The 22,998-nt window shown below is 64.9% G+C and carries 29 protein-coding genes; 9 read left to right on the forward strand and 20 right to left on the reverse strand.

All coding sequences use genetic code 11. The features are described 5' to 3' along the window. Position 1: 1 nt before the first annotated feature. The 3 genes from P9A17_RS25480 to P9A17_RS25490 all read right to left on the reverse strand — a co-directional run bounded on the left by P9A17_RS25480 (position 2) and on the right by P9A17_RS25490 (position 3,922). A complete protein-coding gene (locus tag P9A17_RS25480) occupies positions 2-2,494 on the reverse strand; it encodes a chemotaxis protein (protein WP_278041540.1) in 2,493 nt (830 codons plus the stop codon). A gap of 20 nt (positions 2,495-2,514) precedes the next feature. After that, positions 2,515-3,105, reverse strand: a complete 591-nt coding sequence (locus P9A17_RS25485; protein ID WP_278041541.1) for a hypothetical protein — start codon at positions 3,103-3,105, stop codon at positions 2,515-2,517. 343 nt (positions 3,106-3,448) lie between these two features. After that, entirely contained in the window at positions 3,449-3,922 is a 474-nt protein-coding gene (locus P9A17_RS25490; RefSeq protein WP_278041542.1) for a hypothetical protein, read from the reverse strand. A gap of 667 nt (positions 3,923-4,589) precedes the next feature. On the opposite strand from P9A17_RS25490, the gene P9A17_RS25495 reads away from it, so the two are divergent. Next, positions 4,590-5,102 (forward strand): hypothetical protein, encoded by a 513-nt coding sequence (locus tag P9A17_RS25495; RefSeq protein WP_278041543.1) that lies wholly within the window; start codon positions 4,590-4,592, stop codon positions 5,100-5,102. Between the two features lie 374 nt (positions 5,103-5,476). On the opposite strand, the gene P9A17_RS25500 is transcribed toward P9A17_RS25495, so the two are convergent. The 8 genes from P9A17_RS25500 to P9A17_RS25535 form a co-directional block, all read right to left on the reverse strand. Next, positions 5,477-6,163 (reverse strand): GAF and ANTAR domain-containing protein, encoded by a 687-nt coding sequence (locus tag P9A17_RS25500; RefSeq protein WP_278041544.1) that lies wholly within the window; start codon positions 6,161-6,163, stop codon positions 5,477-5,479. A gap of 76 nt (positions 6,164-6,239) precedes the next feature. Beyond that, positions 6,240-6,572, reverse strand: coding sequence for a hypothetical protein (locus P9A17_RS25505; protein WP_278041545.1), 333 nt, complete (start codon positions 6,570-6,572; stop codon positions 6,240-6,242). Next, positions 6,569-8,203, reverse strand: coding sequence for a PPE domain-containing protein (locus P9A17_RS25510; protein WP_278041546.1), 1,635 nt, complete (start codon positions 8,201-8,203; stop codon positions 6,569-6,571). The genes P9A17_RS25505 and P9A17_RS25510 overlap by 4 nt, the downstream gene beginning before the upstream one ends. Beyond that, positions 8,200-8,508, reverse strand: a complete 309-nt coding sequence (locus P9A17_RS25515; RefSeq protein WP_278041547.1) for a DUF2694 family protein — start codon at positions 8,506-8,508, stop codon at positions 8,200-8,202. Before P9A17_RS25515 ends, P9A17_RS25510 begins: the two co-directional genes overlap by 4 nt. After that, on the reverse strand, positions 8,505-8,804 hold the full coding sequence (locus tag P9A17_RS25520) for a type VII secretion target (protein ID WP_278041548.1): 300 nt from the start codon (positions 8,802-8,804) through the stop codon (positions 8,505-8,507). Before P9A17_RS25520 ends, P9A17_RS25515 begins: the two co-directional genes overlap by 4 nt. Positions 8,805-8,828: 24 nt before the next feature. Continuing rightward, entirely contained in the window at positions 8,829-10,685 is a 1,857-nt protein-coding gene (locus P9A17_RS25525; RefSeq protein WP_278041549.1) for a DUF4226 domain-containing protein, read from the reverse strand. A gap of 15 nt (positions 10,686-10,700) precedes the next feature. Further along, entirely contained in the window at positions 10,701-10,853 is a 153-nt protein-coding gene (locus P9A17_RS25530) for a hypothetical protein (protein ID WP_278041550.1), read from the reverse strand. A 57-nt stretch (positions 10,854-10,910) separates the two neighbouring features. After that, on the reverse strand, positions 10,911-11,987 hold the full coding sequence (locus P9A17_RS25535) for a C40 family peptidase (protein WP_278041551.1): 1,077 nt from the start codon (positions 11,985-11,987) through the stop codon (positions 10,911-10,913). Between the two features lie 434 nt (positions 11,988-12,421). Here P9A17_RS25535 and P9A17_RS25540 point away from each other — a divergent pair, with 434 nt between their 5' ends. Next, complete coding sequence (locus tag P9A17_RS25540) at positions 12,422-13,498, forward strand: IS110 family transposase (RefSeq protein ID WP_278041552.1); 1,077 nt, start codon at positions 12,422-12,424, stop codon at positions 13,496-13,498. On the opposite strand, the gene P9A17_RS25545 is transcribed toward P9A17_RS25540, so the two are convergent. Together P9A17_RS25545 and P9A17_RS25550 are read right to left on the reverse strand one after the other, a co-directional pair. Beyond that, positions 13,476-13,961: a hypothetical protein gene (locus tag P9A17_RS25545; protein WP_278041553.1), complete on the reverse strand. Its 486-nt coding sequence runs from the start codon at positions 13,959-13,961 to the stop codon at positions 13,476-13,478. The two genes, P9A17_RS25540 and P9A17_RS25545, sit on opposite strands and share 23 nt — an antisense overlap. A gap of 128 nt (positions 13,962-14,089) precedes the next feature. Continuing rightward, positions 14,090-14,287, reverse strand: coding sequence for a hypothetical protein (locus P9A17_RS25550; RefSeq protein ID WP_278041554.1), 198 nt, complete (start codon positions 14,285-14,287; stop codon positions 14,090-14,092). Between the two features lie 300 nt (positions 14,288-14,587). Between P9A17_RS25550 and P9A17_RS25555 the strand changes: the two genes are divergently transcribed. From P9A17_RS25555 to P9A17_RS25580, 6 genes are all read left to right on the forward strand, one after another. Then, positions 14,588-15,364, forward strand: coding sequence for a hypothetical protein (locus tag P9A17_RS25555; protein WP_278041555.1), 777 nt, complete (start codon positions 14,588-14,590; stop codon positions 15,362-15,364). A gap of 115 nt (positions 15,365-15,479) precedes the next feature. Beyond that, the gene (locus P9A17_RS25560; protein WP_278041556.1) at positions 15,480-15,812 is read left to right on the forward strand and encodes a helix-turn-helix domain-containing protein; all 333 of its coding nucleotides are present in this window, start codon (positions 15,480-15,482) and stop codon (positions 15,810-15,812) included. Continuing rightward, a complete protein-coding gene (locus P9A17_RS25565; protein ID WP_278041557.1) occupies positions 15,812-16,108 on the forward strand; it encodes a DNA-binding protein in 297 nt (98 codons plus the stop codon). The genes P9A17_RS25560 and P9A17_RS25565 overlap by 1 nt, the downstream gene beginning before the upstream one ends. An 85-nt stretch (positions 16,109-16,193) precedes the next feature. Further along, a complete protein-coding gene (locus P9A17_RS25570; RefSeq protein ID WP_278041558.1) occupies positions 16,194-16,652 on the forward strand; it encodes a hypothetical protein in 459 nt (152 codons plus the stop codon). Between the two features lie 4 nt (positions 16,653-16,656). Then, positions 16,657-17,256, forward strand: coding sequence for a hypothetical protein (locus P9A17_RS25575; protein ID WP_278041559.1), 600 nt, complete (start codon positions 16,657-16,659; stop codon positions 17,254-17,256). A 228-nt stretch (positions 17,257-17,484) separates the two neighbouring features. After that, positions 17,485-17,991, forward strand: coding sequence for a hypothetical protein (locus tag P9A17_RS25580; RefSeq protein ID WP_278041560.1), 507 nt, complete (start codon positions 17,485-17,487; stop codon positions 17,989-17,991). A gap of 74 nt (positions 17,992-18,065) precedes the next feature. On the opposite strand, the gene P9A17_RS25585 is transcribed toward P9A17_RS25580, so the two are convergent. Genes P9A17_RS25585 through P9A17_RS25595 form a run of 3 tightly spaced genes read right to left on the reverse strand, consistent with a single transcriptional unit; the run spans position 18,066 to position 19,600 of the window. Beyond that, on the reverse strand, positions 18,066-18,512 hold the full coding sequence (locus tag P9A17_RS25585; RefSeq protein ID WP_278041561.1) for a hypothetical protein: 447 nt from the start codon (positions 18,510-18,512) through the stop codon (positions 18,066-18,068). Then, positions 18,505-19,116 (reverse strand): helix-turn-helix transcriptional regulator, encoded by a 612-nt coding sequence (locus P9A17_RS25590; protein WP_278041562.1) that lies wholly within the window; start codon positions 19,114-19,116, stop codon positions 18,505-18,507. The genes P9A17_RS25585 and P9A17_RS25590 overlap by 8 nt, the downstream gene beginning before the upstream one ends. Beyond that, positions 19,100-19,600, reverse strand: coding sequence for a hypothetical protein (locus P9A17_RS25595; RefSeq protein WP_278041563.1), 501 nt, complete (start codon positions 19,598-19,600; stop codon positions 19,100-19,102). The genes P9A17_RS25590 and P9A17_RS25595 overlap by 17 nt, the downstream gene beginning before the upstream one ends. A 236-nt stretch (positions 19,601-19,836) precedes the next feature. Between P9A17_RS25595 and P9A17_RS25600 the strand changes: the two genes are divergently transcribed. Next, the gene (locus P9A17_RS25600; protein WP_278041564.1) at positions 19,837-20,064 is read left to right on the forward strand and encodes a hypothetical protein; all 228 of its coding nucleotides are present in this window, start codon (positions 19,837-19,839) and stop codon (positions 20,062-20,064) included. 60 nt (positions 20,065-20,124) lie between these two features. Here P9A17_RS25600 and P9A17_RS25605 read toward each other — a convergent pair whose 3' ends face one another. The 4 genes from P9A17_RS25605 to P9A17_RS25620 form a co-directional block, all read right to left on the reverse strand. Further along, positions 20,125-20,985 (reverse strand): hypothetical protein, encoded by an 861-nt coding sequence (locus tag P9A17_RS25605; protein ID WP_278041565.1) that lies wholly within the window; start codon positions 20,983-20,985, stop codon positions 20,125-20,127. Between the two features lie 156 nt (positions 20,986-21,141). After that, positions 21,142-21,822 (reverse strand): DUF732 domain-containing protein, encoded by a 681-nt coding sequence (locus P9A17_RS25610; RefSeq protein WP_278041566.1) that lies wholly within the window; start codon positions 21,820-21,822, stop codon positions 21,142-21,144. Next, entirely contained in the window at positions 21,822-22,529 is a 708-nt protein-coding gene (locus tag P9A17_RS25615; protein ID WP_278041567.1) for a DUF4352 domain-containing protein, read from the reverse strand. The genes P9A17_RS25610 and P9A17_RS25615 overlap by 1 nt, the downstream gene beginning before the upstream one ends. A 109-nt stretch (positions 22,530-22,638) precedes the next feature. Next, the gene (locus tag P9A17_RS25620; protein WP_278041568.1) at positions 22,639-22,992 is read right to left on the reverse strand and encodes a hypothetical protein; all 354 of its coding nucleotides are present in this window, start codon (positions 22,990-22,992) and stop codon (positions 22,639-22,641) included. Between the last annotated feature and the right edge of the window lie 6 nt (positions 22,993-22,998).

Raw genomic sequence — 22,998 nt, forward strand, 5'->3', positions numbered from 1 at the left:
GTCACTCCGTTCCTACGGGCCAGATGCGAGCTTCGGTGGTGATTTGTGCTGCAACGTAAGCAATCTCAGCGTGTGGACGGTCTCCGCCGCGCCAGAGAGCGAGGAGCTCGGCGACTCGGGCGAGGTTGTGGAACGCGCGCGCGTGCGGGGTCGCTGGCACATTGTCGGCGAGTCGACCTGGCCGCTGGCTCGCGCTATCGAGCGTGGCGTTGAGTCGGGCGAGTTCGAGGTCGTTCCATTGCGTGTCCCGCGCCGCCTCACCGGATCCCAAAGCGGTGGCCACCTGGCGGATGACCGGCGGAACGGAGAATCCGAGAAGGCTCGACGCGCGCGACAGTGCGACCCGCACCGCGTTCTCGGTGATGGACCATGCCTCCTTGCGATCCGGGGCCAGTTCACCACTTCGGGTCAGTCGTGCGTATTCAGCGCGGTCCAGCGTTTCGAGACGGTGCATTCTGGTGCCATCAAACGTTGGCGCCGCGGCATCAGCCGCGATCGGCGAAACTCGCAACGAGCAGTCCTCGTAGTGCGGCACTCCGGCGTCGCGGGCGGGGACCGCGGATCCGCCATGGTCGGTGGAGACGGCGACCGCATACAGCTCGATGTTGGGGTCGTGCTCGCCGCACGCGGCGGCATAGCCCAGCATCGTCATCGCAGGGTTCACCCAACTGAACCATCGCGCCCGGAAGGCGTCACTCAACGAAGGATCTGAGAACAGAGTGCGTGCCGACCGGGGCAGGAACACCCCTGACGGGATGTAGCCTGCGCCCTCGCTGCTCACCACGACGGTCTGCACGCCCGACGGCGTCTTGAACACGCCCACGCACCAGTCGATAGCGGCATACAGGCGTGACGCGTGCATGAGCTCGTAGACCAGACGAGATGCACTCTCCAGCAACGGATCCGGAAGCGTTGATCGCAACCCGGCACCTGCTCCAGCAGCTGCCGCGCCGACGCCGGAAGCGATCACTCCGGGCGGCAACGGTGCCATGCCAGGCGCCGCAGTTGGCGGCGGGGATGCGGCCGGAGCGACGGGCGACGCCGAGCCGGCCGCGGGGGCAACCGGCGGCGAGTTCCGGGGCAGGTCCGACGTAAAGGGCGGAAGCGGGCCCGCAGCGGCCCCGCCCGCGGGCGGCGCCATCATCGGCGCCCCGATTGGTCCGCCGACCGGCGCCCCGCCAGACGACGAGATCGGCGTCGGCGCAGCCACATTCGCGCCGCCCATCGCAGGCGAGACCGCGGCCTGTGTCGAGGGTGCGCCAGTGGTCGAGGCACTGTGTGTTGGCGGCGGGGGCGCTGCCGGGGGCGGAAGGAACGATCCTCCCCCGCTGTTGGCGCTGGCGTTCAGGCCGGCCTGCAGTCCGCGGCCGAAGTCATTGCCAGCAGGTGTGGCGGAGGCGCCGCCGCCCCCAACGCCGGCACCCGCGGACGAAGTGAGCCCGCTGGCCGGGCCGCCCAAACCGGCGCTACCCATTGACGATGTCGACGGTGCTGAGGATGTCAGGCCACCGCCTCCGCCAATGCCTGAGGACGAAAAGCCGCCACTGCCACCCATTCCGGACGACAGCCCCATTCCGCCGGCACCCGAAGATGACGGACTGCTCATGCCGGGGAACATCCCGCTCGGGGCTGAGGCAAGCGGGTTTGTCGCTTCACCAAGACGCGGATCGTCGGCGAGTTTCGGTGCGCCGCCTTCGAGTGGTCGGTCGATGGGTGAGTTGACGTCCTTGCTCAAGTCGTCGAGCGTCCCCTGGTTGGAACCTGTGTCGGAGGGCTGATCGACTTCGCTGGGATCAATCGAATCATCCGTCGGCCGATCGATCGGGCTCTCGTTACTGATGGGTTCAACCTCGAGAGTGCGATCAAGGGCGGGCGATTCTTGTAGCGGCCCAAAACTCTGCGGCATACCGCCCATCCTGGGGTTGCCACCACCGCCACCACCGAAGCCAGTGAGCTGAATGGGGACACCGCCCATTGAATCGGACGGCACTCCAATTCGCCTGCCCTGGCTCATAATTTCGGCGACCACGCTCGAGCTCACGGCCTCAGCACGCCCGCGCGCTTCGGCGATTATTGCCATGATTTGCCCAGCGGCAAGACCCGCCGATGCACTAGCCATGAGGCCGCCTGCCGCCAGCGATTGCTTCAACTCTTCGATCTTCTGATTCGCCTCGAGATCGATGGCGTCCAGGCGACTGCGCGCGTGGTAAACGAGCTGAGCCACTTCGTCGACTACCTCTGACATCGTTTGGTACATGTCAGCTTGGTCTCCGATGGCCATCGCGTCCCGCATGTACATGCCGTGCATGCCGTCGATAGCCTTGCCGGCGTTTTCGTTGTACAGCCCGTCGGCGCGTCGGCGGATGTCGGCTGCGGAGTCGGCGTCTGCGATCGCTTTGGTTCGTTGCGCGCCAGAGACGTCAGACCAGGAATCGGCCGACGTGAGTGGCCACAAACCGCCGACGATCGCGGCAGAGTACGGCCGCGTTGGCATTGCCGAGCTGGTGCCGACAGCTACCATTTGATGCCCAGCTCGTCGCAGCTGGCTTTGACACCGCCGTATGCGACGAGGCTGTCGGTCCACGCGGCAGAGTCGTAGACCTGCTTAGGTCCCGGTCGGATGCTGGTCACATACAGGCGAATATCGTCGATGTACCGCTGAAGATCCCGCCGAAGGGCGGGATCGGCGTCTTGGCCTCCATCAAGAACGTCCTGAATGCGCGTTACCCAAGCTTCGGAAGTTGATACGTATTCGGGCAGCCCGGCGTCGCGGGCAGGCGTTCCCTGCTCGCCGAGGCCAGTCCATGCCCGCGCGTCGTTGTTGCTTTCGGCCATCAGCGGGGCGATCTCTTCGCACAGAGCCTTGTCTTCAATTATGGTATCCGCACTCGCCGTCGGTTCCGGTGGCGCGGTGGGCGCCATCGGCGCCGACTCGTCGCCACGGGTCAACGAAACGACGAGCGCAGCCGCCGACAGAAGCACCGCCAGCGAAACGCCGATGATGCTGAACAGCTGGGGCCGAGCTTTCGGCCTGCCTGCCTGTTGCGGGTACGGGGGCGGCGTGCCATGACTCGGTGATGGAGGTTGCCAACCCTGCGGAGGCATGGCTGATCGACCTGTTGGTGGGTATGGCGCGGGATGACCTCCATCTGCAGTCATAGTTCCAGGGTAAGGGCAGGCCAAGGTGCAATCAGCACCAAAATCGGTGGCAGGCTGCGCCTTGCGGACGACGCTCGCCCTCCACCAGGGATTTTCGTAACGCGTAGCGCTCTATTGATGCCCACGAATCCGCGTGGGATCGGCCACTTGCGTCGGGGACCTCGGACCTTTCGAGTTGCCCCGCAGATTGAATAGCGCGACGTCCGTCCGATGTAGGCACCGGAGGACGTCAGCAGCCAACCATTTGATGATGGCCGGCGAGGCTGCTGAAACCTGACAGAGCTGGTGCCTACCAGGAAACTCCTACATCAGCGCAGGTTGACTTTACGGCGAAGTACGCCATGAGACTGTCCGACCAAGCCGCTGCGTCGTAAACCTTCGGGGGCCCCGGCTTTACGTTCGTCGCGTAGATACGTATGTCGTCTATGTAGCGCTGCAAGTCACGCCGGAAAGCCGGAGCCGCGTCCCGACTGTCGTCCAGAAGCTGCTGTGCACGGGGCACCCACGCTTCAGTCTTGGTGATGAACTCAGGTAGCGCCGCATCGCTTGCCGGAGTTCCTTGCTTCCCCAATTCTGTCCAGGCATTGGCGTCCCGATTGCTCTCGGTCATCAACGGCGCGATCGCTTCGCACAAAGCCTTGTCTTCAGAGGCGGTGGACGCGCTCGCCGCCGGTTCCGGTGGCGCGGTGGGCGCCACCGGCGCCGACTCGTCGCCACGCGACAGCGAAACGAAAAGCGCAGCCGCCGACAGAAACACCGCCAACGAAATGCCGAGGATGCCGAAGAGCGAGCGCGGAGCTCTCGACCTACCTACCTGCGGCGGATTCGGGGGCGGCGCACCATAACCCGATGGTGGAGGCTGCCAACCCTGCGGAGGCATGGCCGATCCGCCTTGTGGTGGGTACGGCGCGGGATGACCTCCATCTGCAGTCATAGTTCCAAGGTAAGGGCAGACCAAGGTGCAATCAGCACCAAAATCGATAGCACCGCTCGCGCTTCGCGACAGCTCTCCCGCTCACCAGGAAACTTTCATACGCGAAGCCGTCAGTGGCGATTCAGCGACGCAACGCGGATCCGCGTGAATCAGTCCGATTTGCGCCGGGGTGGTCGACCTCGGCGTGACTCACCTATAAATTCGCCGTATCTCGCCCGCTAGGCTTTCGAGCGTTTGGCGTATGGCACGCACGGGGGTAATGGCTTTGGTTGATGGTCGCGACGACGACGATGTCGATACGGATCGGTTCCGATCCCTAGCTGCTGTCCCTTATGGGCGATGGGACAGCGGCGTCGAATCTGCTCCTCACGGTTCGGCGACGGGGTCGCAGGATTGGGAATTCAGATCAGCGCTTCCGACAGCTTCGCCTCGTCGTCGCGGCAAGCCGCAGCACCTCGGTCTGGCAGCTCTGGGTGTTGTGGTTGTCGTCCTGGCGGTGGTCGCGGCGTGGCTGTGGTGGCCGTCGGCGTCAGACACCGATTCAGACGCCGCGCCCGAGACTTCGGCTGCCGCGCCACCGAACAACCCCGACCAGACACGGCTTCAAGCCCTTCTGCCGACGGGATACACCGAGGACGCGTGTCGGCCGGCTGACCCGTCCGCCGGCGCGCTGGCCGCGCTGGAATGCGATCGCAATGGGGACACTGGAGGTCCCACCACAGCGACCTACGTCTTGGTGGATGCGGCAAAAGATATTGACGCGGTGCTCGATTCGCTCATCGCAGACCTCGATGTGGTGGTCTGCCCCGGCAACATCCAGTCGCCAGGCCCCTGGCGGCGTAACGCAGATCCGAACTCAGTGGCGGGAACACTGGTTTGCGCCAGTCGCGGTACTCAGAATGTCGTGGCGTGGACGACGGAGACCTCGAATCTGGTCAGCGTCGCCTATGGCGAAGGTGCTGATCCGTCGCTGGGTGACTTATATCGTTGGTGGACAACGCATTCCTGACCACTGCTGTTGGTGACCCATCATGACCACGCCGTGCGCGTGATCACCACCAGCGATGCCGTCGAGGGTTGATCCAGGAAAACTTCTGCACTTCAACGTGATTGGCGTGCATTAACGTCAAAGGCAGCCCCGATACCTCAGCCGGGGCGAGAAGGGGCCCGGCGCACCCCCACCCGTTGCCGGGCCTCTTCGTCCATTCTCCGGCGTACGCACAGATCGCGAAGGGCGGCGTTGATTCAGATCATGCCGCGCAGCAATCCTGCGGATACGTGCCCAGTCCTAGGCGGGCGATTTCGGGTCACATCCTGCGGAAACCCTGTCCGACAGAGATTGTCGTCGTCGGTAGGTTGTGCGCCATTCGGCTGCTGTCGAGGTCAGGCGTCCCCGTCTATCGTCGCAACGAGGTCGCGCGCAATGTCGACAATCTTGGTATTCGACTCTTGGGAGAGCCGGGTGAGGAGGCTGAAAGCTGCCGTTGAGTTGACTCTGAAGCGTTCCATGATGATTCCTTTGGCCTGGCCGATGACATCGCGACTGCTCAAGGCGGCGTCAAAACTGGCTTCGGCTGCCGCGCCGATCAGCGCCACCGAGGCATGCTGGGCCACGATCTCTCCGATCAGCATCGGTTCGTCGGCGAACACCCCGGCCTCGGAGGCATACAGGTTGAGGGCTCCAAGGTTCCGATTCTGGACGAAGAGCCGAAAAGACAGCAGGCTACGAGCTCCGATGTCCATCGCGGTCTCGCAGTAGCGCGGCCAGCGTGTCTCGGCAGCCATATCGTCGATAAGCACCGTCCGGTGCTCGCGCAGCGCACTCAGACACGGTCCTTCGTTGAGTTCCGACTGGATGGCGTCGAGTTTGGCCACGATCGGATCGCTGGGGACGCGCGGCTTGACCTTAGGGCCCTCGATCAGCGAGATACCTGCCCAACGAACGCCGGGCACGACCGCAACGGCGCCTGTCACGATGGATTGCAGGGTCGACTCCGTATCGCTTTGACCCTGCATCTCTAGCGCCAGGTCGCCCAGGACCTGCGCCAGCTCGCGCTCGCGCCCACCCATCCTTCAATTCTAGGGTCTCTATAAATGAGCGCGTCAAGGTCCGGGCCTGCGAAAATGACAGTACTCGACGTCCGCCCTATTCCCCCGCTTCGGACGTCTCGTCCCAGAACTGCTTGCGGGACAGCTGCATTGCCTCGTTCCCGGCTTCGAAGAGGTCGTTGAGCTTCTTCTCTAGGCTGAGGTTGGTCAGCCGGGTGCGGACCGCATCGTCGATGAAGAGGCTCACCAGCCGTCCGTCGTCACCTAACGTAAAGCGCACCAGGCCTTCTGGGTCTTCCACCTCGGTGCGCAGCGCGGTGAGCCGGGCGATCATGTCGTCGAGGCGCTGCAGCGTGGAGGCGATTTCGGCTTCGCAGTACTTCACTTTCTCGGCGTCGCCGAGGTCGTCAAAACTGGACGGGCCGCTCACTTGTCGTCGTCCCGGGTGGGCATGGTGATGCGGCGGACCACGGGTTTGAGCGGCGGGTCGTCGTCATCGGGCGGGTCGTTGCGGGGTGCGGAGGCGGTCGCCGATTGTGCGATGCGGTCCTCGGCGACCTTGCCCGTCACCGATTCGGTGTGCGGCTCCGGTGTCTGGACGACTTTCTTGGCGCGCTGTTGCGGTTCCTGGCCGGCCCCGCCCTGCCCGCCGGCGCCGCCCATGCCGTGCATGGGCGCCATCGGCATTCCGCCCATCCCGCCGGGCGCTCCCGCTGGCGCCGCGGGTGGGGGCAGGGCACCGCCGCCGGGGGTTGTCGGCAGGTTGGGCGGCGGACCGGTCGTGGGTGTGGTCGAGGGCGGCAGGTTCACCGCTCCCCCGCCGCCGGCGGGCAGCGTGCCCGCACCGCCGCCGGCGCCACCGGAGCCGAGCCCGTCCGCGCCCAGCCCGCCGGGGTCGCCCGCCTTGCTCAGCGCGCGCACGCGTTCGGCCTGGTTTCCTTCCAGCCCGGACTTCATCATTCCGCCGAGCTGCTGGCTGAGCTGACCGGCCATCTGCCCCACCATTTCGGGCATCTTGCCGACGGAGCCGAACATTCCGCCGACGGCGCCGCCGATCGCGCCGAGCATCTGCGACATCATCTCGGGCAATTTGGAGGCCATCTCGCCGGCCTTCTCGGGTGTCATCTGTTCCCCGGCCTTGCCGGTGGGGTCGCCGGGAACCCCTGGTGCGCCGGGCATTCCGGGTGCGGCACCGGGTCCGCCGGCGGTGCCGGTGCCCGCCTCGGTGGCGGTGTGGTAGCTGCCGTAACCCTGTGCTGCTTTGGCGTCCATCTCGGCTTTGCGCGTGTACAGCTCGCCCAGCTGGACGGCGTACATGCCGCCGGAGGCCATGTTGGCGGCGGAGACCTGTTCGATCTGGCGGCGCAGCGTCTCGTATTCCTCGGGGGTGGGGATGTCGGCGCGGGCCTGCACCGCGCTGGCGCTGTGATGGTCGGCCTGCTGCACCAGGCCGCGGGCCCATTCAGAGGATGCCTCGAATGCTTCGGCGTACTTCGTGAGATGGGCGCGCACGACATCGGTGGAGACCTCGCTGTCCCAGGAGTCGGGCAGCGACGCCGACGCCGAGCGCACGGTGTCGGCGGCTTCGTCGAGGGTCGCGGCCACTCGCATCCAGGCGCCGATGAACTGGTCGCCGACGTGCGGGCTGCCCGAATGCACGGCGGCGGACAGTGCTTCGCCGGGCAGCGGGGCGGGCGGCGTCAGTGGGGGCCGCACGTCGGGCATCAGCGGTGGTGAGGGCGGGGCCCAGCCCGTGACGGTGACGACGTCGGGGACGCCGAGTTTCTGCAGCCCGGTCTTGTTGAAGAGGTCCTGGACAACGAATCCGGCGGAGACGTTGGTCAGCTGCGCCGCAGTGGCCGCTAGACACAGCGACTGCTCGGCCACCGACGTGATGAGCAGCGTGGCGCCCGTCGAGAGGCGCACCGCGCCGCCCGCGGACGCCGGGTCGGCGCCCAGCGGCGGATGCGCCGGGTCGCCGCCGATGACGTTGGCGAGAGCTTCGGCGATCCGCTGCGCGACCAGGATCAAACCGGCAGGGTCGACGTTGATGGTGCTCACAGCGCTGCCAACCGGTTCCGGGCGGCGGCGAGGTCGGCCTCGGTGGGCATGCCGTCGAGTGCTTCGGTGGCGAGGTCGGCCTGTTCCCACTGCCGGCGCACCGCGAGCTGGCCTTGCAGGTAGGCGACGTCGGCGCAGGCCATGATGCGTTCGGCGAGTTCGTGGCCGGGCCGGGTCATGGCTTCGGGCTCGAGCTGGACACCCAGGATGTGGCCGCGCACGGCCACCCGAACAAACACCGCCGCGTCCGCAGTGGCGGCGGTGAAGGATTGTTCGCTCAGCGGCAGGGCGTCGTGGTCGCTCACAGACGGAGGCGCTCCGCGCTGGACTCATCGACGTCGGTGAAGGCGGTCGCCTGGCGGCGCAGCAGGTCGGCGGCGCTGCGATGGGTGGTGGCGTGCTCGCTGAGAGCCGCGTCGCGTTGGGCGAGCAGGTCGGCGACCGCGGCTTTGACCTGGTGCATGATCGGGCCGTAGGTGCTCACCGCGGCGTGGATGTCGGCGCTGGCCTGCTGGGCGTCGCCGATGGTCGCGGCGACCTCGTCGTGCTGGTCGGCGACGGTGCGCAGTACCTGGGCCTCAACCCGGATCTGGTCGGTCATGGTGTGCTCCTTCGCTTGGTGCGATTATCCCGCACGGCTGGGTACCGCCGGTGCGGCAATGATGCGGGAGGGATCCATCCAGCCCAGGAAATCCGGGCTGGACGCCACCGACGACAACGGCACCACCTCGCCGTCCTGCAGCGCTTTGACCGAGCTCAGCGCGACGACGTAGCGGTCGGCGAACATGCCGATGGCACCGCAGGACAGCGCCGATGGGTCGATGGGGTCGGTGACGGGGGTGCCCGGCGGTGGGAGTTCGATGCCGGCGTCGCGGAACGCTTGCTCGACCGGCGTCCCCGACAGATGAGAGGTAACGGCGCGCGCCACGTCAGCGGTCTTGGCGTTGGACGTCGAACCGTCGGGCAGCGCCACCGTTGTCGGGGCCGGAGGCGGGCCGGTGTCAGCAGCCGGCGGTGCCCCCGAACCGGCATCGGTCGCCTCCGGCACCGGCGGTGGGGGTGGTGCCGGCGTGGGCTCCGGCGTGCTCACCGCTGTCGGTGCCTCTACCTCGCTGTCCGCATCCTCGGATTCCTCTGCCTCGTCGAGCTTTTCGGGTTCCTCGGTACGGCGGGCAGTATCACCGAGCTGTGAGATCAGCCCTGCCAGCGGGGCGGTCGCCCCCGCGAGCTGTCCGAGCGGATCCATGCCCATGCCCAGTCCGGGCGGCATGCCACCCAGGGCGCCCGGCAGCGCCGACGCTAGCGAGGCCATGGGATCTGTTGCGCCGGTTGCACCGGCGCCGAGGTCACCGAGTCCGAGATCGGCCAGCGTCGGGTCGGGCATCGCGTCGGCCGGACCGAGAGTGACAGGTGTGGCCGCCTCGGCGGCGGGCGTCCCGGCAGGCATCGGTGGGGGCGGATCGCCTGTGGGCGCGCCCGTGCCCGGGGCGCCGGGATCGAGCGCGTACAGATTCGACAGTGCCTCAACGGCTTTGGCTTGGTCGTCGGCGGTCAGCGTGCCCGACGACACCACGTCCCCAATGGCGGCGACCTGCCCACGCAGAAACTTCAGGAACGCCTCTTCCCCGGCCGGGGTGTCCATCGAAAGCGCCGGGTTGTTGATGGCTTCGACGATCTTCTGCTGGATCTGCTGCAGCTGCTGTTGGCCGTCGGAGGTGGTGGCGTGCGCCTGCAGCATCACCTCCGACAGCGCGCCTTCGGCCTTGCTGAGGTCGCTGTAGCGGGCAGCCATGTCGTCGTGCAGCTGGCGCACGGCGTCGGCGGCGCGCCCGGACTGCTGTTCCTCGGTCGGCAAAGGCTCCGCCGACGGGGCCGGGGCGGGGTCGGTGTCGTTGAAGTCGTTGGCGGTGATCGGGTCTCCCCCTGCGGTGTAGTAGCGGCGTTCGCCGGTGACCGGGTCGTCGACGTAGTAGTCGCCGCGCGCGTTCTTCGGTGTCAGCGTGCCCAAGTGGTCGTGATAGCCATGCGGCGCGGGCGGCGTCGCGCCGACGAGTGGCGCGATCTGCTGGCCTTCGGCGTCGACCGGGGCATACAGGCCGTCGTCGCCGCGCCGATATCCGGCGGGCGGAACCGCCTGGCCCACAATCCCGTTGGGGTCCAGCGCCGACACGGTGCCGTCGGTGTTGAGCACGTAGGTGGTGTCGGAGCCCGAATTGCGGTAGGCCAGCGTCCCGTCGGCCGGCACGGGTGTGCCGTCGCCGAACACCAGCGCGCGGGGGGCGCCGACGCTGTCGGTGTCGAAGTGCATGTTCGGGTCGCCGTAGGCGACCCGCGCCTTGTCCAGCACGCCGCCCCAGTACGGGTCGGCGCGGTCGATGAACTCGTCCGCTCCGGGCGGTGCCCAGCCGGCACCTCCGGCGCGCAGCCCGCCGGGATCGGGGTCCCAGCGGGTGTGCTCGTCGAAGCGGCGCAGCTCGGTCATGACAGTCGCTGCGCTCTAGAACCAGCCGCGGCCGAGGTCGTCCTCCAGGCCCACCGGTGGGACGAATGCCGGGGGGTCGGCGGGCAGCCGATCCCCGCCGAACAGCTGCGCAACCCGGTCGAGCATGTCCAGGACCTGGCTGGTCTCCTGCTGCAACGTGGGCTCCATATCTCCCCCTCAAGGTGTTCCCTCGAGCGTATTTCCTGCCAGAGTTGGCCGTGTGCACTAATTTTCGGTGGCCTGAGCCACTGCTACGGGTCGGCGGGCGACGTAACTCGGCGGCATCGCGGTAACCCGCACCACGTCGCCGGTCTGCGGGGCGTGCACCACTTGGGTGGGTGAGATCGCGAGTTGCACGTGTCCGGGGCCGCGGTCGTCCCAGCTGGCTCGCGGGAAGATGAGGTCGCCGGCGCGGACTTCGCCGGGCGGCACCGCGACCCCTTGACCGACCTGAGTGTAGGTGTCGGGGCCGAGGCGGACCCCAGCTTGCGCCCACGCCCACTGCGTCAGCCCGGAGCAGTCAAAATTGTTGGGACCTTTGGCTCCCCACACATAGGCGACGCCCTGCTTGCTCAGCGCCGCCTGGACCGCCTCCCCGCCAGGGCCCGCAGGCACCGCGCCGGCACGTCCGTCGACACCGGCGGCGAGCACCACGTCGCCACCGCTGCCCGATCTTGTGGACGGCGGCGGTTCCAGGGTCGGCGATCCGGAACCGAAGGACGCTGGACTGAAGCCCGAACCTCCGCCGCCGCCCGCGCTCAAGCCGCCGAAACCGTTGCCGCTCAACGCACCGGCGCCGCCCCCGGTGGCCCGGGCGGAGTACACGAGTGCGCGCAGCAGAGCCGCCATCCGTGCGTCGCGTAGTTTGTAGGCCTGCACTACCTGCTGTTGCTGGGCGATGCGCGCACGCATCGCGGTGAGCATGGCCTTCTCCCCCGCCGGATGACCGGTGTAGGGAGCGAGCCCGGTGACATCGGCTGTGGCACCGGTGATTACGGTGCCGGAGCGGCCGTGCCCAGACCGGTCAGCCGCCGCGGCTTCGCGCAGTCCACTGCCGAGGCGCTCGTCGACTCCCGACAGCGTGTCCAGGCTCAGACCTGCCCGCCCACCGAATTGCCCGTAGCTGAGCGCGAATTCACCGGAGAGCCCTGAGGCGCGAGCCACGCCATCGCGGACCAAGTCGCGTGCCCCGCCCAGCCCCGACGCGGCGGACGCGCCGCCGGAGGACGCGGGTGTCCCGAACAGGGCGTGGCCGCGCCCGAGAACATCTCCGGCTTCCGCCACGATCGTCCCAAGTGACACCTCTTCAGTATCGAATAGCGCAGTAGGGCCTCTGTGCACAATTTCCTGCGATCGATCAGTCACAACGCGGCAGGGCACCACCCTTGGTGCAGTTGCGCCAGGCACGGTTAGACTCGTGATGTCTCCCACGCCCTGGCTCGTAGGCTTCTTGCCGCGCATGGTGGCTAACCCGTTGGATGCCGGATACGTCGACGGAGACGAATGACCGGGCTCTTTCCGGTCCGCACGACCCGGCGCCGCGCTTAACCCCTTGATGCCGCGTTAACCGTTGGCTAACACCCATGCGTGCCGGCGCCGGGGTACGCGCGCGCTGGCTCAGCTTGGGCCTTCATCGGGCCTCGATGTGACGATTTCGCGCCGGAGGCCCGCTCTCCCACCGTCGATAATGGTGTGTATCAGCGTCATTCAACCAGCTAGTTAAGGTGCGGTGAACCATGCCCCCAATCGTCATCGGTATCGATGCCCATAAGTCCAGCCACACGTGTGCCGCAGTAGACGGCATGGGACGAGTTCTCGCCGTCAAGACCGTGGCGGCTACCACCGCCGGGCACATGAACCTGATGGCTTGGGCGCGTATGTCATTCGGTGACGATCTGAAATTTGGCGTCGAGGACGTCCGCGTCGTCACTCGGCGCCTGGAGGAGGATTTGTTCGGTGCGGGTCAGGTGGTTGTGCGAGTGCCCGCCAATACGATGGGCCGCGTCCGAGCATCGGGTCGGGCCCGGGGGAAATCAGATCCCATCGACGCCACCGCCGTGGCACGCGCAGTGCTGCGCGAACCCGACCTGCCAGAAGCTTTTCAGGACCCGCTTAGCCGCGCCTTCGGGTTGCTGATCAATCGCCGTGACGTCCTCGTGCACCAACGCACGGCGACGATAACCCGGGTGATCTGGCGCATTCACGAGCTGGACCCTGAACGCGGTTCGTCGCTGGGTTCCCTCAACTACGAGGTGCATCGCGACCCACTTGACCGTTGGCTGGCAACGCAGTCAGGAGTCGTTGCTGAGATTGCCCGCCAGGAATTGTCAGAAGTCGCTGTGCTATCCACGAAGATCGGTGATCTGCGCAAGCGCATCAGCAAAGACGCGCGACAGTCGTTGCCGAATATGCTCACCGTGGTGGGGTGTGGCGAGTTGATGGCCGCCAAGATTGTCGGCGAGACCGGCTCGCCGCGCCGGTTCAAAGATGAGGCCGCGTTCGCGCGATACGCGGGTGTTGCGCCCCTACCGCACTGGTCGGGCAGCACGGAGGGGCGCATGCGTATGACTCGATCTGGCAATCGGCAGCTGAATATGGCTTTGCATCGGATCGCTGTCGTGCAGATTCAGCGCGAGGGCCCCGGCCAGCGGTACTACCGCAGGAGACGGGAGATGGGCGACAACTATTACTCGGCGATGCGACGGTTGAAGCGGCGCATCGTCAGAGTGGTGTTCAGCCGCATGACAACTGACCTCCGAGCCCATGCGGAGAGAACAGCCGACGATCAGACTACTCGTAGCTCAGGTTCGTGAGGTTCTCAGCTGTTCGCATGGATTCGCCGGCTTGTTGCGTCATCAACGCCTGCATCTCGGTCATTGCGCGCCGCAACGCCATGAGTGCCGCGATCTCGGCAGCCGGAATCTCCGACCATTCGCCGAGGGTTTCGCAGCTCTCCGCGGCGCGGCTCGCCACCTCCCCCGCCTGGGCCGCGCTGTGGGCATGGCTGTCGGCGGCGCGGGCCAGTTGCTCGACGAGGTGCGCATCGCTGGCCGCGCATTCGTCGAGGCGCCGCGCGACCGACGCGAGCGTTTCGTGGTGGGCGTCGGCGAGGGATCCGGCCATCTCGCCGGTCGGGCCGACGGCGGCGTGACTGGCTTCTGCGGCCCGCTGGACCTTGTCCAGGGTGGCGGCGGCGGGCGCTTCCGCGGACGCGAACAGTGAGTCGGCGCGCTGCAACACGTCGACGACGCGTTCGATGGTGTCTCGCGGCGACATAGCAGCAGTGTCCCCCTAGTGCTGATCAGTGTGCAACTAGAGCGTTCACCTGCAGTTTTACATCACGGCGCATCACGCCAGTTACCTGTAACTATGGCCAAATTGTGGCCACAGTGTGGCCACGCACGTCAGTTTCGTCGACCGTCGCGGATCTGGTAGACGCGGGAGAGCGATAGGCCCGCTGCTGCGGCCAGCTGCTCGCCAGAGAGCCCCTGGTCGAATCCCTCACGGATGAGTCGGCGCAGCTCCGTGTCGGCCGTATCGAACGCGACGCGTCGAGACTCGCGCTGCTTCGCTGCTCGCTTGATCAGCGCGAGGTGGTCCATAAGCAGCGGAGTCTAGCCACAAAGACACGGGAGGCCATTCTCCTTCACATGACATTTCCAGCGCGCTACAGTCCAGAGTTACAGCGCGCTGGAATTAGAGCGCACCAGTCGAGCTGACGAGTCGAGGGGGGTGATGGAAGCTAGGGCGAAAAACACAACTGGGAGCATTTGAGCCCCAACGCATTTCATCGGGCCAATTTTGAGGCTGAGAAATATCGAAGGCGGCTTCCCTGCCAGGAAACCGCCTCCACAAGCCCCCTGCCAGGGGCTCAGTACCGAAACCAAAAGGAGCGTACCTCCATGCACGAAAGCAGCGCAACCGTTCTCGCCGGAGCCGCGAACCCCCTAACGCCCGCGGACGTCCAACCGCCAGTGGGTGCCGAATGGATTAGTGAATGGGTTCATGAAGACCCGCCCTACCAGAGGTATCGATTGATTCGCGGGCGAGTCCGTTCCGTCGGCGAGACCATCACTCACTACGACGGCCACACGACTGGGCTGGCCGAGGTGGAGACGTCGGCAACTCAGCTGGTCGACGGCAACCTGGGCCCGTCTGATCCACCTCAGATTCAGATCAACGTCTATACGGATACCGGCTTGAAACCCGGGGAGGCTCGTGAAATCGCCACCAGTCTCTTCCAGGCCGCAAACGAGGTGGAGCGTTGGATGGTGCCGGTGAGCACTGCCCAGGTGGCCATGACGGGACACGCAGGACAGCCGGTTGTGGAGTGTCAACCTTGGTGCGACACCGGAGACGGTCATCCTGATTACTACGCGCGACGCGACCAAGCCTGCTGGTCACCGTGTGAATACCTCGGAATGTCTCTGGAGGAAAGGATCGAGGAGAACGACGAGCAACACATGCAGCGCATAGGAGTGCACGCTCGACAGCGCCCCGACGAAGCTGGCCATGTGGTGGTCCATCTCGACGGCATCAAGCTCAGCGGGCCAATCCCTCAGCCATACAACGACCTTGACCATTCCCTAGAACTCACGCCAGATGAGGCCCTACGCCTTGCGACCATGCTGGTCGCCGCAACCAAGTTAATGCGAGTCGAGTCGCCCGACATGAGTTGAGCGCGTCGAAATCAATCTCCAGCATCGTGTCCCGGCGTCGAGGACCGGGCGCCGGGACACGATGCTGTTGCCGATTCCCGGTGCGCGGGCTCATAACTGAGGTAGGAGACAGACGATGGACATCCCGGACAAATGGCGCGGGTTGGTGGAGCAGATGCAGCTGCTGCCCGGCGAGCGGGAGGCGGTCGATTCGGTGCTCAGGTTGATCGCGCAATCGCGAGCGCAACGCGTGCCTAGCACCGTCACGCCGCCGAATCCAACTCTGCCACAGCCGAAATTGCTCCTCACGGTCGAGGAGGCCGCCGACGTTCTGCAGATTAGCAAGACGACTCTCTATAGGCTTTTCGCCGATGGTGATCTCAGCTGGGTCCAGGTCGGCGCGCATCGCCGTGTCGCCGCGGCCGAGCTTCAGCGGTTCGTCGACTCGCACACGCAGGTGACTCCGTGATGCGTGGCGACAGGCCCCTGCCCATCACCACGTTCTCCCTCGCCGAAGTGGCCGCGATGGTGCTGCCGCCCGAGTGGAAAGACCCCGAACTATGGCTCATGCGCCGGCTTCGCAAGGGTGCGATCGCGGGTTACAAGGTCGGCCACGAGTGGCGGATGACCGAGCGCCAGGTCGAGGCGCTGATCGAAGCGCACACCAATTCCGAACCCGATGCCGACGACGAGCAGCCGGTCGACAACTCGCGTGACGCGGTGGTGTCGGGACTGTCCGCGCGCGGCGTGCGGCGGTTGCTCTAGCCTGTCGCGTTCTGCGGCCCGCGCGCACAGGGGCAGGTGTGCGATTCGACGGGGATGGCGGCGCGGCGATGGGAGAATGCTTGCCATGGCTGACGAGCACATCCCGTTCGAGAAGCACACCCGCGAATGGTGGAGTCGCCTCTCCGACGAACAACGTGCCACCGTCCGCGCCGCCGCAGCCGCCAGTAGGGTCGACGAACAGATCTTCAAGCTCCTCGCGACCACCCGCTGCCCCGTCGGCCCGATCGGCACCGCGTGGGAGGCAGAGACCGACTATTCGTGGTCCTGGCCGCATGGCATCCGCACGTTCGTGGCTAGCCAGCCGAGCCGCTACCGCCAGGGCGTCATGACCGTTCGGGTGAACGCCGACGATCCACGACCAGAGCTGACCAAGATCACTGAGGCGATCGAGGTCGAGCTTGCAAAGACCGGGGAGCGTCTCGCCCGTCCGCTCATGGGCCACTGGTCTGGCGCGCTGGAAAGCCTCGACAGCCCCTACCGTCTTTACCAGAGCGTCGACTACGAGGCCGAAGCGATCAACTGAGGATATGGACTGGCTCGAAGTCGCGAAGATCGCGCCCACCGCCGCGGTGGTCTCCGCAATCGTAACCCTTGCGATCCGCTGGCTCGACCGCCCCCGCCCCGTGCTGCGCCTCGAAGCTCGCCTCAGTCTCAACCGCGGCGAGGCCAGCGGCGTCGGCGACGGCCCGACACGAGCAACACGGATGGCCCTGCTGAATGTCGGCGACGGAGACGCGTATGACGTCAAGATATTCGGGTCGAAATGCGACCCGGCAATATTCGCCGAGGCGGGCAACTGGGTCTATGCCGCCTCGGCCATCAAGGCCGGGGAGGGCGCCGACGTCGAGGTAGGGGCGAGCTCAGATCCAGCCAAGACGGTCGACGCGGCAGTCATTGTGACCTGGTCGACTCATCCGCAGCGCTGGTTCCGCAAGCGGATGCGGATCAGCCTCGACGAGGTGGGTATCGCCGAGCTGCTCCCACCCGGACTGCTACCCGTGCGCGAAATACCCGAAACGGTGCGGCGCACAAGAGAACTGGAGGCACGATCACCGCGAGCGCAGCGGTATTTGCAACTCCCTGGACACGTTGATCCGTGGTCGGCATTGGAACAGTCGGAGGAATAGCGCTGGCCCGCTGCACTAGCGGCCCTCGCCTGAGAACTCTTCGCGATTTCAAATCGGAGAGCGTCAATCTGCCCCAGGCATGCCCCCCCACTGCCCGGCCGTCGAGATGCGGTGCCGGGGCGCACTGCTGTCGCTTCCGTCAATTACTCTCCGCGGCGCCCCCATGTGCTTTACGGTTAACAGCCAGTCGCCGATGTCCGGGGGGGGTACACGAGCAGATGGGTCAGGGTGGGCAATGCAGCAAAGCTGGGCCTCAAAATCATCGGTTGGATTTCCGCGATTATCGGCATCGTGGTCGGCGTACCCGAACTCGTGCAGATGGGGCGCGCACAGTGGAATGAGCGAACTCCAATAGCGATCACGCGACCGGCGGGAGACATGTTCCGGTGCGCGCTATTCGAGGGGACCGCTGGCCGACGACACGGGCAACAGCTATGGCTCGCCCATCGAGATAACCGCGACCCAATCCACTTTTTCTTTATGAAGCCCTACCTGTGGGGCGAGATGGGCTGGAAAGCAAGAGTTCATCTGGGTCCCCCAGATACCGTGCGATCGAGATACACCGTCTACGTGTTCTATGTGTCCGACGATACGAGCCGCTTCTTGGAAAATCTCACTACATCCTCGGTCAACGGCCCCGCCGGCACCTTCTGGATGGCACAGGACTTGCCCCCAACCGCAAGCGGCACGGTATCGCTCGAAGTCACGAGGAGAGGCGATACCGGAGTCTGTTGAGTCACGCTGCCCGCCCGCATGTTCTGTGGTCGAATCGAGCCCCGAAGCCTCATAGCCTTCGACTGAACTTGGACTTAGCCCGGAGTTGCGGACTCGCCGTCAGGCGGACCAAGAGCAACGTCTCCGGGCCGCAGAAGGCGAAGCACCGGCGTCTTCACCCCCAGTCTTGCTGCGCCATCAGAGATTGCGATGCGCAAATACGGATATACAACCATTATTCCCACACGCTGAATGAAGTCCAACAGCACTGCTTCCGCAATATCGACTTCGTCCGATAGGGAGAAAACGCCGTCTGCTTCTGCAACGTATTCTCCCCCCGCCCCTGCGACTGAAGCCTTGCAGCGCACCACAATCTCGTCTTGCGACAACATTGAACTAACTTCAAGACGGAACGTATCTGGCTCATCCTCGGCGTCCGTTCGCCGCGCAGAAACTTCGTTGAACCTCACTGCCGCTAGGTTCACAAGCGACATCAGATCGTCTACATCGACGACGAGTCGCGAGCTTTCTCCTTCAGGCATTTCTGCAGATCGCCGCGTACTCTGCGTCAAGGTCTGCGGCTCCCGACGGCCCTTCTATCCCATGGTCTTTGACCACGTGATGCAGGAACCCACCCGTAAAAATTTCAGTGGAGACAAAAGCTAGCGGCATGGCCGTGCTGAAGTTGATCTCAGCAAACGTCTTGAAAGCGCTGGACCTAAACACCCCTATTACACGGGCGACGTCTTCAATCGCGTGGCGGCATTTCGCCGTGGCTTCCACGCCGGGTTCAACGGTGCCGCCAATAGGTCGCATGGTTCCACGAGGAGCGCGGCGCGTTTGCAGCTCAGGTAGTCCACTTTCAACAGGGCGCGCCGTTATCGTTGCTTCGTAGCCGAGCGCGCGCAGGTAGCGCGCAAAGGCAGCAATGCGAAGATTGCCGTCACTATTCACTACTTGCGAGACGCGCCCTGGCGAGACACCGAGTTTGGCTGCAAGGTCCTTCTGATCGAGTTCCGAAGCATCCAGAGCGGCTTGCAATACCCGGTTTGCCTGACCGGCAAGGTCAGCGGCGGCCAGTCCTTGCGCTCCCGCGTCGGTCGCCTCAATTTCTTCGATGAGTGTTCGCTCATGTGGTCCGGTCATGTTCTAAATCCTCCTCTCGAACACGCTGCGTGGCATCGAGGTCGTATCGGGGCGTAGCTTGACTTACCTTTGGGAACGCGTGACCTAGGCGGATAGCCGGGTCAAAGTAGGGGATATCCCAATACGCGCTTCCAGCGAGGCGTGGGTCCACGTCAGCAACGTCCTTTGCACGCAACTTTGGATCGTAGTTACCCCGGCCGTCGGTGTCGTAAAAGCTGAGGCGCTTCTTTGCCCTCTTGAACTCCCAGATCCCGTCATCTAAGTCGTTAACGGCACCGGCGTAGACGGGCTCCCCGGTAGTTGCCCAGTGCCTTAAGGCATTCAAGAACCAGTGCCAGTCGCTTATCTGCTCATCGTCTGGCAACTGATCGGCGTCCGGGTCGGGCTCCCACATACCCGTCCTGAGGGCGTCTAGGAAGTCTCCAGCGGGGCAACCATCATCGGCCCTGACCGCGCAGTGAACCTCATGAAACTCTCCCCTCACGATGAGGCGCCGCTCCGGCGACCCTCCTGATTTAGTCAACGCTAAACCCACCCCGAACGTTACGCCAGCACTTTGTGATTTGCGTCATAAATTCGTGACACACTTTTCGAACCCCACCGACGCCACCTTAGAGCCGTCGAGTCGGTCTAGGCCACGCAACGCAAGCATTCAGACGTCCCACCCTGGCGTAGATGTGCGTAGGACGCGCCCAGCAGTCGCAGGGTTAGATAACCACCATGGGTGTGCCTTTGAAATGGAGTGAGTCCGACGAGAATGTGTCCACCGCTGAGCGAGGCAAGCGCCGTTACACAGTGTCGCGAAGGGCAGACGGGCAGTGGGTTTTGACCCTATACAGCCTGTTCACCGGAGAACCGGACAAACTCGGCGACTACCTAAAGTCCGATGCTCAAGACGCGAAGGATGCTGCGCAGAATCTCGCCGATCAATCAACTGACAGCGATTAGGGTCCGTAGGAGCAATCCACCGCAGGTCATCCGTCAATAGCATTCTCCCGCAGCGCGTCATCAGGTACCAGCAGGTGGGCCGTCCGACCGTTTGGGCATGCGGGAGAACACGTCCCGCATGGCTTGAACCCAAACGCTGCCCGACACGCCAGCGTTTCGCAGCCAGAGGTGAGTTCCGCCGGCCAGGGTGGTGACGGCCGCATCGAGTGTCTCCGTAATGAAGCCAACATCGGGCAGTCGCTTGACCCTGAAGTACCCGGGTTCGTACTCCTGTTTCGACATGAGTTCGAATGCCTCTATCCCGAACCAGTTCTGGCCGTGCGCGGCGCCACTTGCGGCGTTCCATAGGTAAGCCCAGCGATCAACGTCCTGGTCCAGGTTCTCGGCGGCGAGGCGCACCAGCTTCTCATAGCCGGGCGGTCTGTCCATTGGACGCAAGCTTGAATCGGTTGCGGTCGAACGATTGACGAGGTCATCAATGCGACCCTGAATGATGGATTGGTCGAGATTGCCCGCTTCCAACGCGCTGCGGTGATACTCGAAATCCCGGTGCATCAACCGGACGTGCCTGCGCACGCAGTCTGTTGCCGACCCTGCTGCGAGAAGCCACAATCCGTGTGCTGCAGCCTCCAAACCGCAACGAGCGAACATGAGGTAGGGCCGGTATGCGATGGTGTTGACCGCGTCGGGTTCGAACTTATATGGCGCGAACTGGTCCGCCCACGAGACGAGAAAGTCCGCTGCAGCTAAAAGATAGTCGCGGCTCCACGCCGACACCTTCTCCCACGGATAGTGTGCATCTGCAAAAGCGAGTGCACTGCCGGGCAGAGGGTCAATGTTGCGCTGCAGAGCAAGTTGGCTGGTGCGTGCGTTGAGTGCAAAGCCCTTCCACTCGGCGATGTGCTCTTCGGGTACCGGCACCCCGTCAACAGCTGGCTCGCTAGTCACAGCCGCCCCATACTGCCGTGCTCAGGCCGAGGTGCTGAAGCGATTTAAGTGAGCAGACCCCTCGCCCCGCTGCGTGATACTGGAGAGCGTGTCGGGGGTCGGTACAGCGGTGACGGCTCGCCCCGATTATCAACGCCGCCAGCAGGGCTCGTATGAGTACATCGCCGCATTCACCATGTCGTCGGCGGCCTTCCATGGATTCACCACACCGTCAGCGGCGGCCTCAACCGACAAGCGTGCGACCATCTCGTTGTAGGACAACTGTTCCTCGTCGATCGTTGCGCAAGCCCTGCGTGCCGTGGCAATGGCCTGCGGTGGGTCGTACAGCGTCCAGCCCTTCGCCTCCAGGTTGGCGAGCAGCGCCGCGTCCATACTCGGCGTCCAGAATGACGACACTGGTGGCCGCAATGGCGTGTTGTCGATCGGCTCGTGGGTCGGTATCGGCTGTATCACCGTCACCGTCGTCGGCGGGGGAGGTGGCGGAATCTCGAACCCCGACGGCCCGACTTCCGGCACGTCAGGCTTCTCGGCCTTGACACTCGGGGCCACCATCGCGACGTCGCCGAGCTGCGGCTGACGTGCGTGGTGCAGGGCCAACCCTGACGCGATTGCGATGGCCACGACGGCACCGGCGACAGCCAGCGCGACGATCGGCCAGGTGCGGCGCTCGGGTTCGACGTACTCCTCCAGCGACCAGGCGGTGTGGGCTTCGGTGTCGTCGACCGGCGCGGCGAGCTCGGTGGGGGCGTAGTTGGTGGGGGTGTCGTCGTCGGTCGCAGCGTCGGCGGACTGCTGATTGCCCTCGCCCATTAGCTCGCCGGCAGAGCCATCTTCACGCCACCGGACAGCATCGAGTCGTGCAGCTGGAGGTAGGTCAGACGCGAGTCCGGCGGCACGTCGAACGCCACCTCACGTGTGATCGAGTTGCCCGGGTTGATGTCGCCCATGATGGATTCGCCAACGTTCATGTACATGTCCGCGCGGGTGTCGGGGTCGTACTGGCGACCGGCGGTGTCGAAGAGCTTCTGATTCTGGCCAAAGAAGTTCTGCGGGCGGTCACCGATGTTTGTGATCTGAAGCTTGACGACGACGAACACACCCTGGGCATCGGTCGTCATGTACGGGTTGCCCGTCGGGTCGGACACCGTCTTGGCGCTCGTGACGCCAAGGATCTTGAATTCGAACTTGCCGTCACGGGCCGTCGAGCCTGCGGGTGTGATCACTGGAGCGGCCTGTGTCGGCGCGACTTCTGCCGGAACTCCGTACGACGAAGGCGTCGACGAAGACATCTCACGGTCTTTCTTCGAATCACCACTGCTGCCAATGACAAGCAACGTGCCACACCCGCCGAAGAACAGCACCACACCGAGCAGGCTGAAGAGCAGAACCTTCCCGGTGTTCGACTTCTTGGGTGGTGGAGCTCCTGGCGCCCGTCGGTACTCGGTCCATTCGGTGCCGTTGAAGTACCGCTGGCCGCCGTTACCACTGGGATCTGGATACCAGCCAGCCGCACTCACGATGACTCCCCCATGCGCCGTGATGGTAGCGGGCTGCAGTGACACTCACTGCCAGATGCAGCGAAATGAATACTGACCGGATTCTCGGTGTCTAGATCTAACTGGACCGTCAGTCGTCCTGCGGCCCGAAGAGGTCTGGCGCATTGGAGATCGCGTCGAGCTGTCCCTCGGCCCACGCGATCGCGCCCTGCTTGCCACCGAACCTCGCTTCAAGCAGGCCGATAGCCAGCCCAGTGATCGATCGCATCCAGTTGTAGCAGCACCCCTCACAACCGGCCAGCTCGCGCTCTATCTCTTGCTGCTTGTCCATGTCGAGGATCAAGGCCGCGATGATCGTCCGCAATGCTTGCGTCTCTGCGTACTTCGTCTCGCGGTCAAGGTCGGCATGCCTACCGCACCGGTTCGGCTCGGTCATCGCGCGGCCGGCCTCAAAGTTGCCCACCTTGGCCGCATTCCAGCGCAAGCCGTT

The sequence above is a fragment of the Mycobacterium sp. 236(2023) genome, assembly GCF_029623955.1.
Classification (GTDB): domain Bacteria; phylum Actinomycetota; class Actinomycetes; order Mycobacteriales; family Mycobacteriaceae; genus Mycobacterium.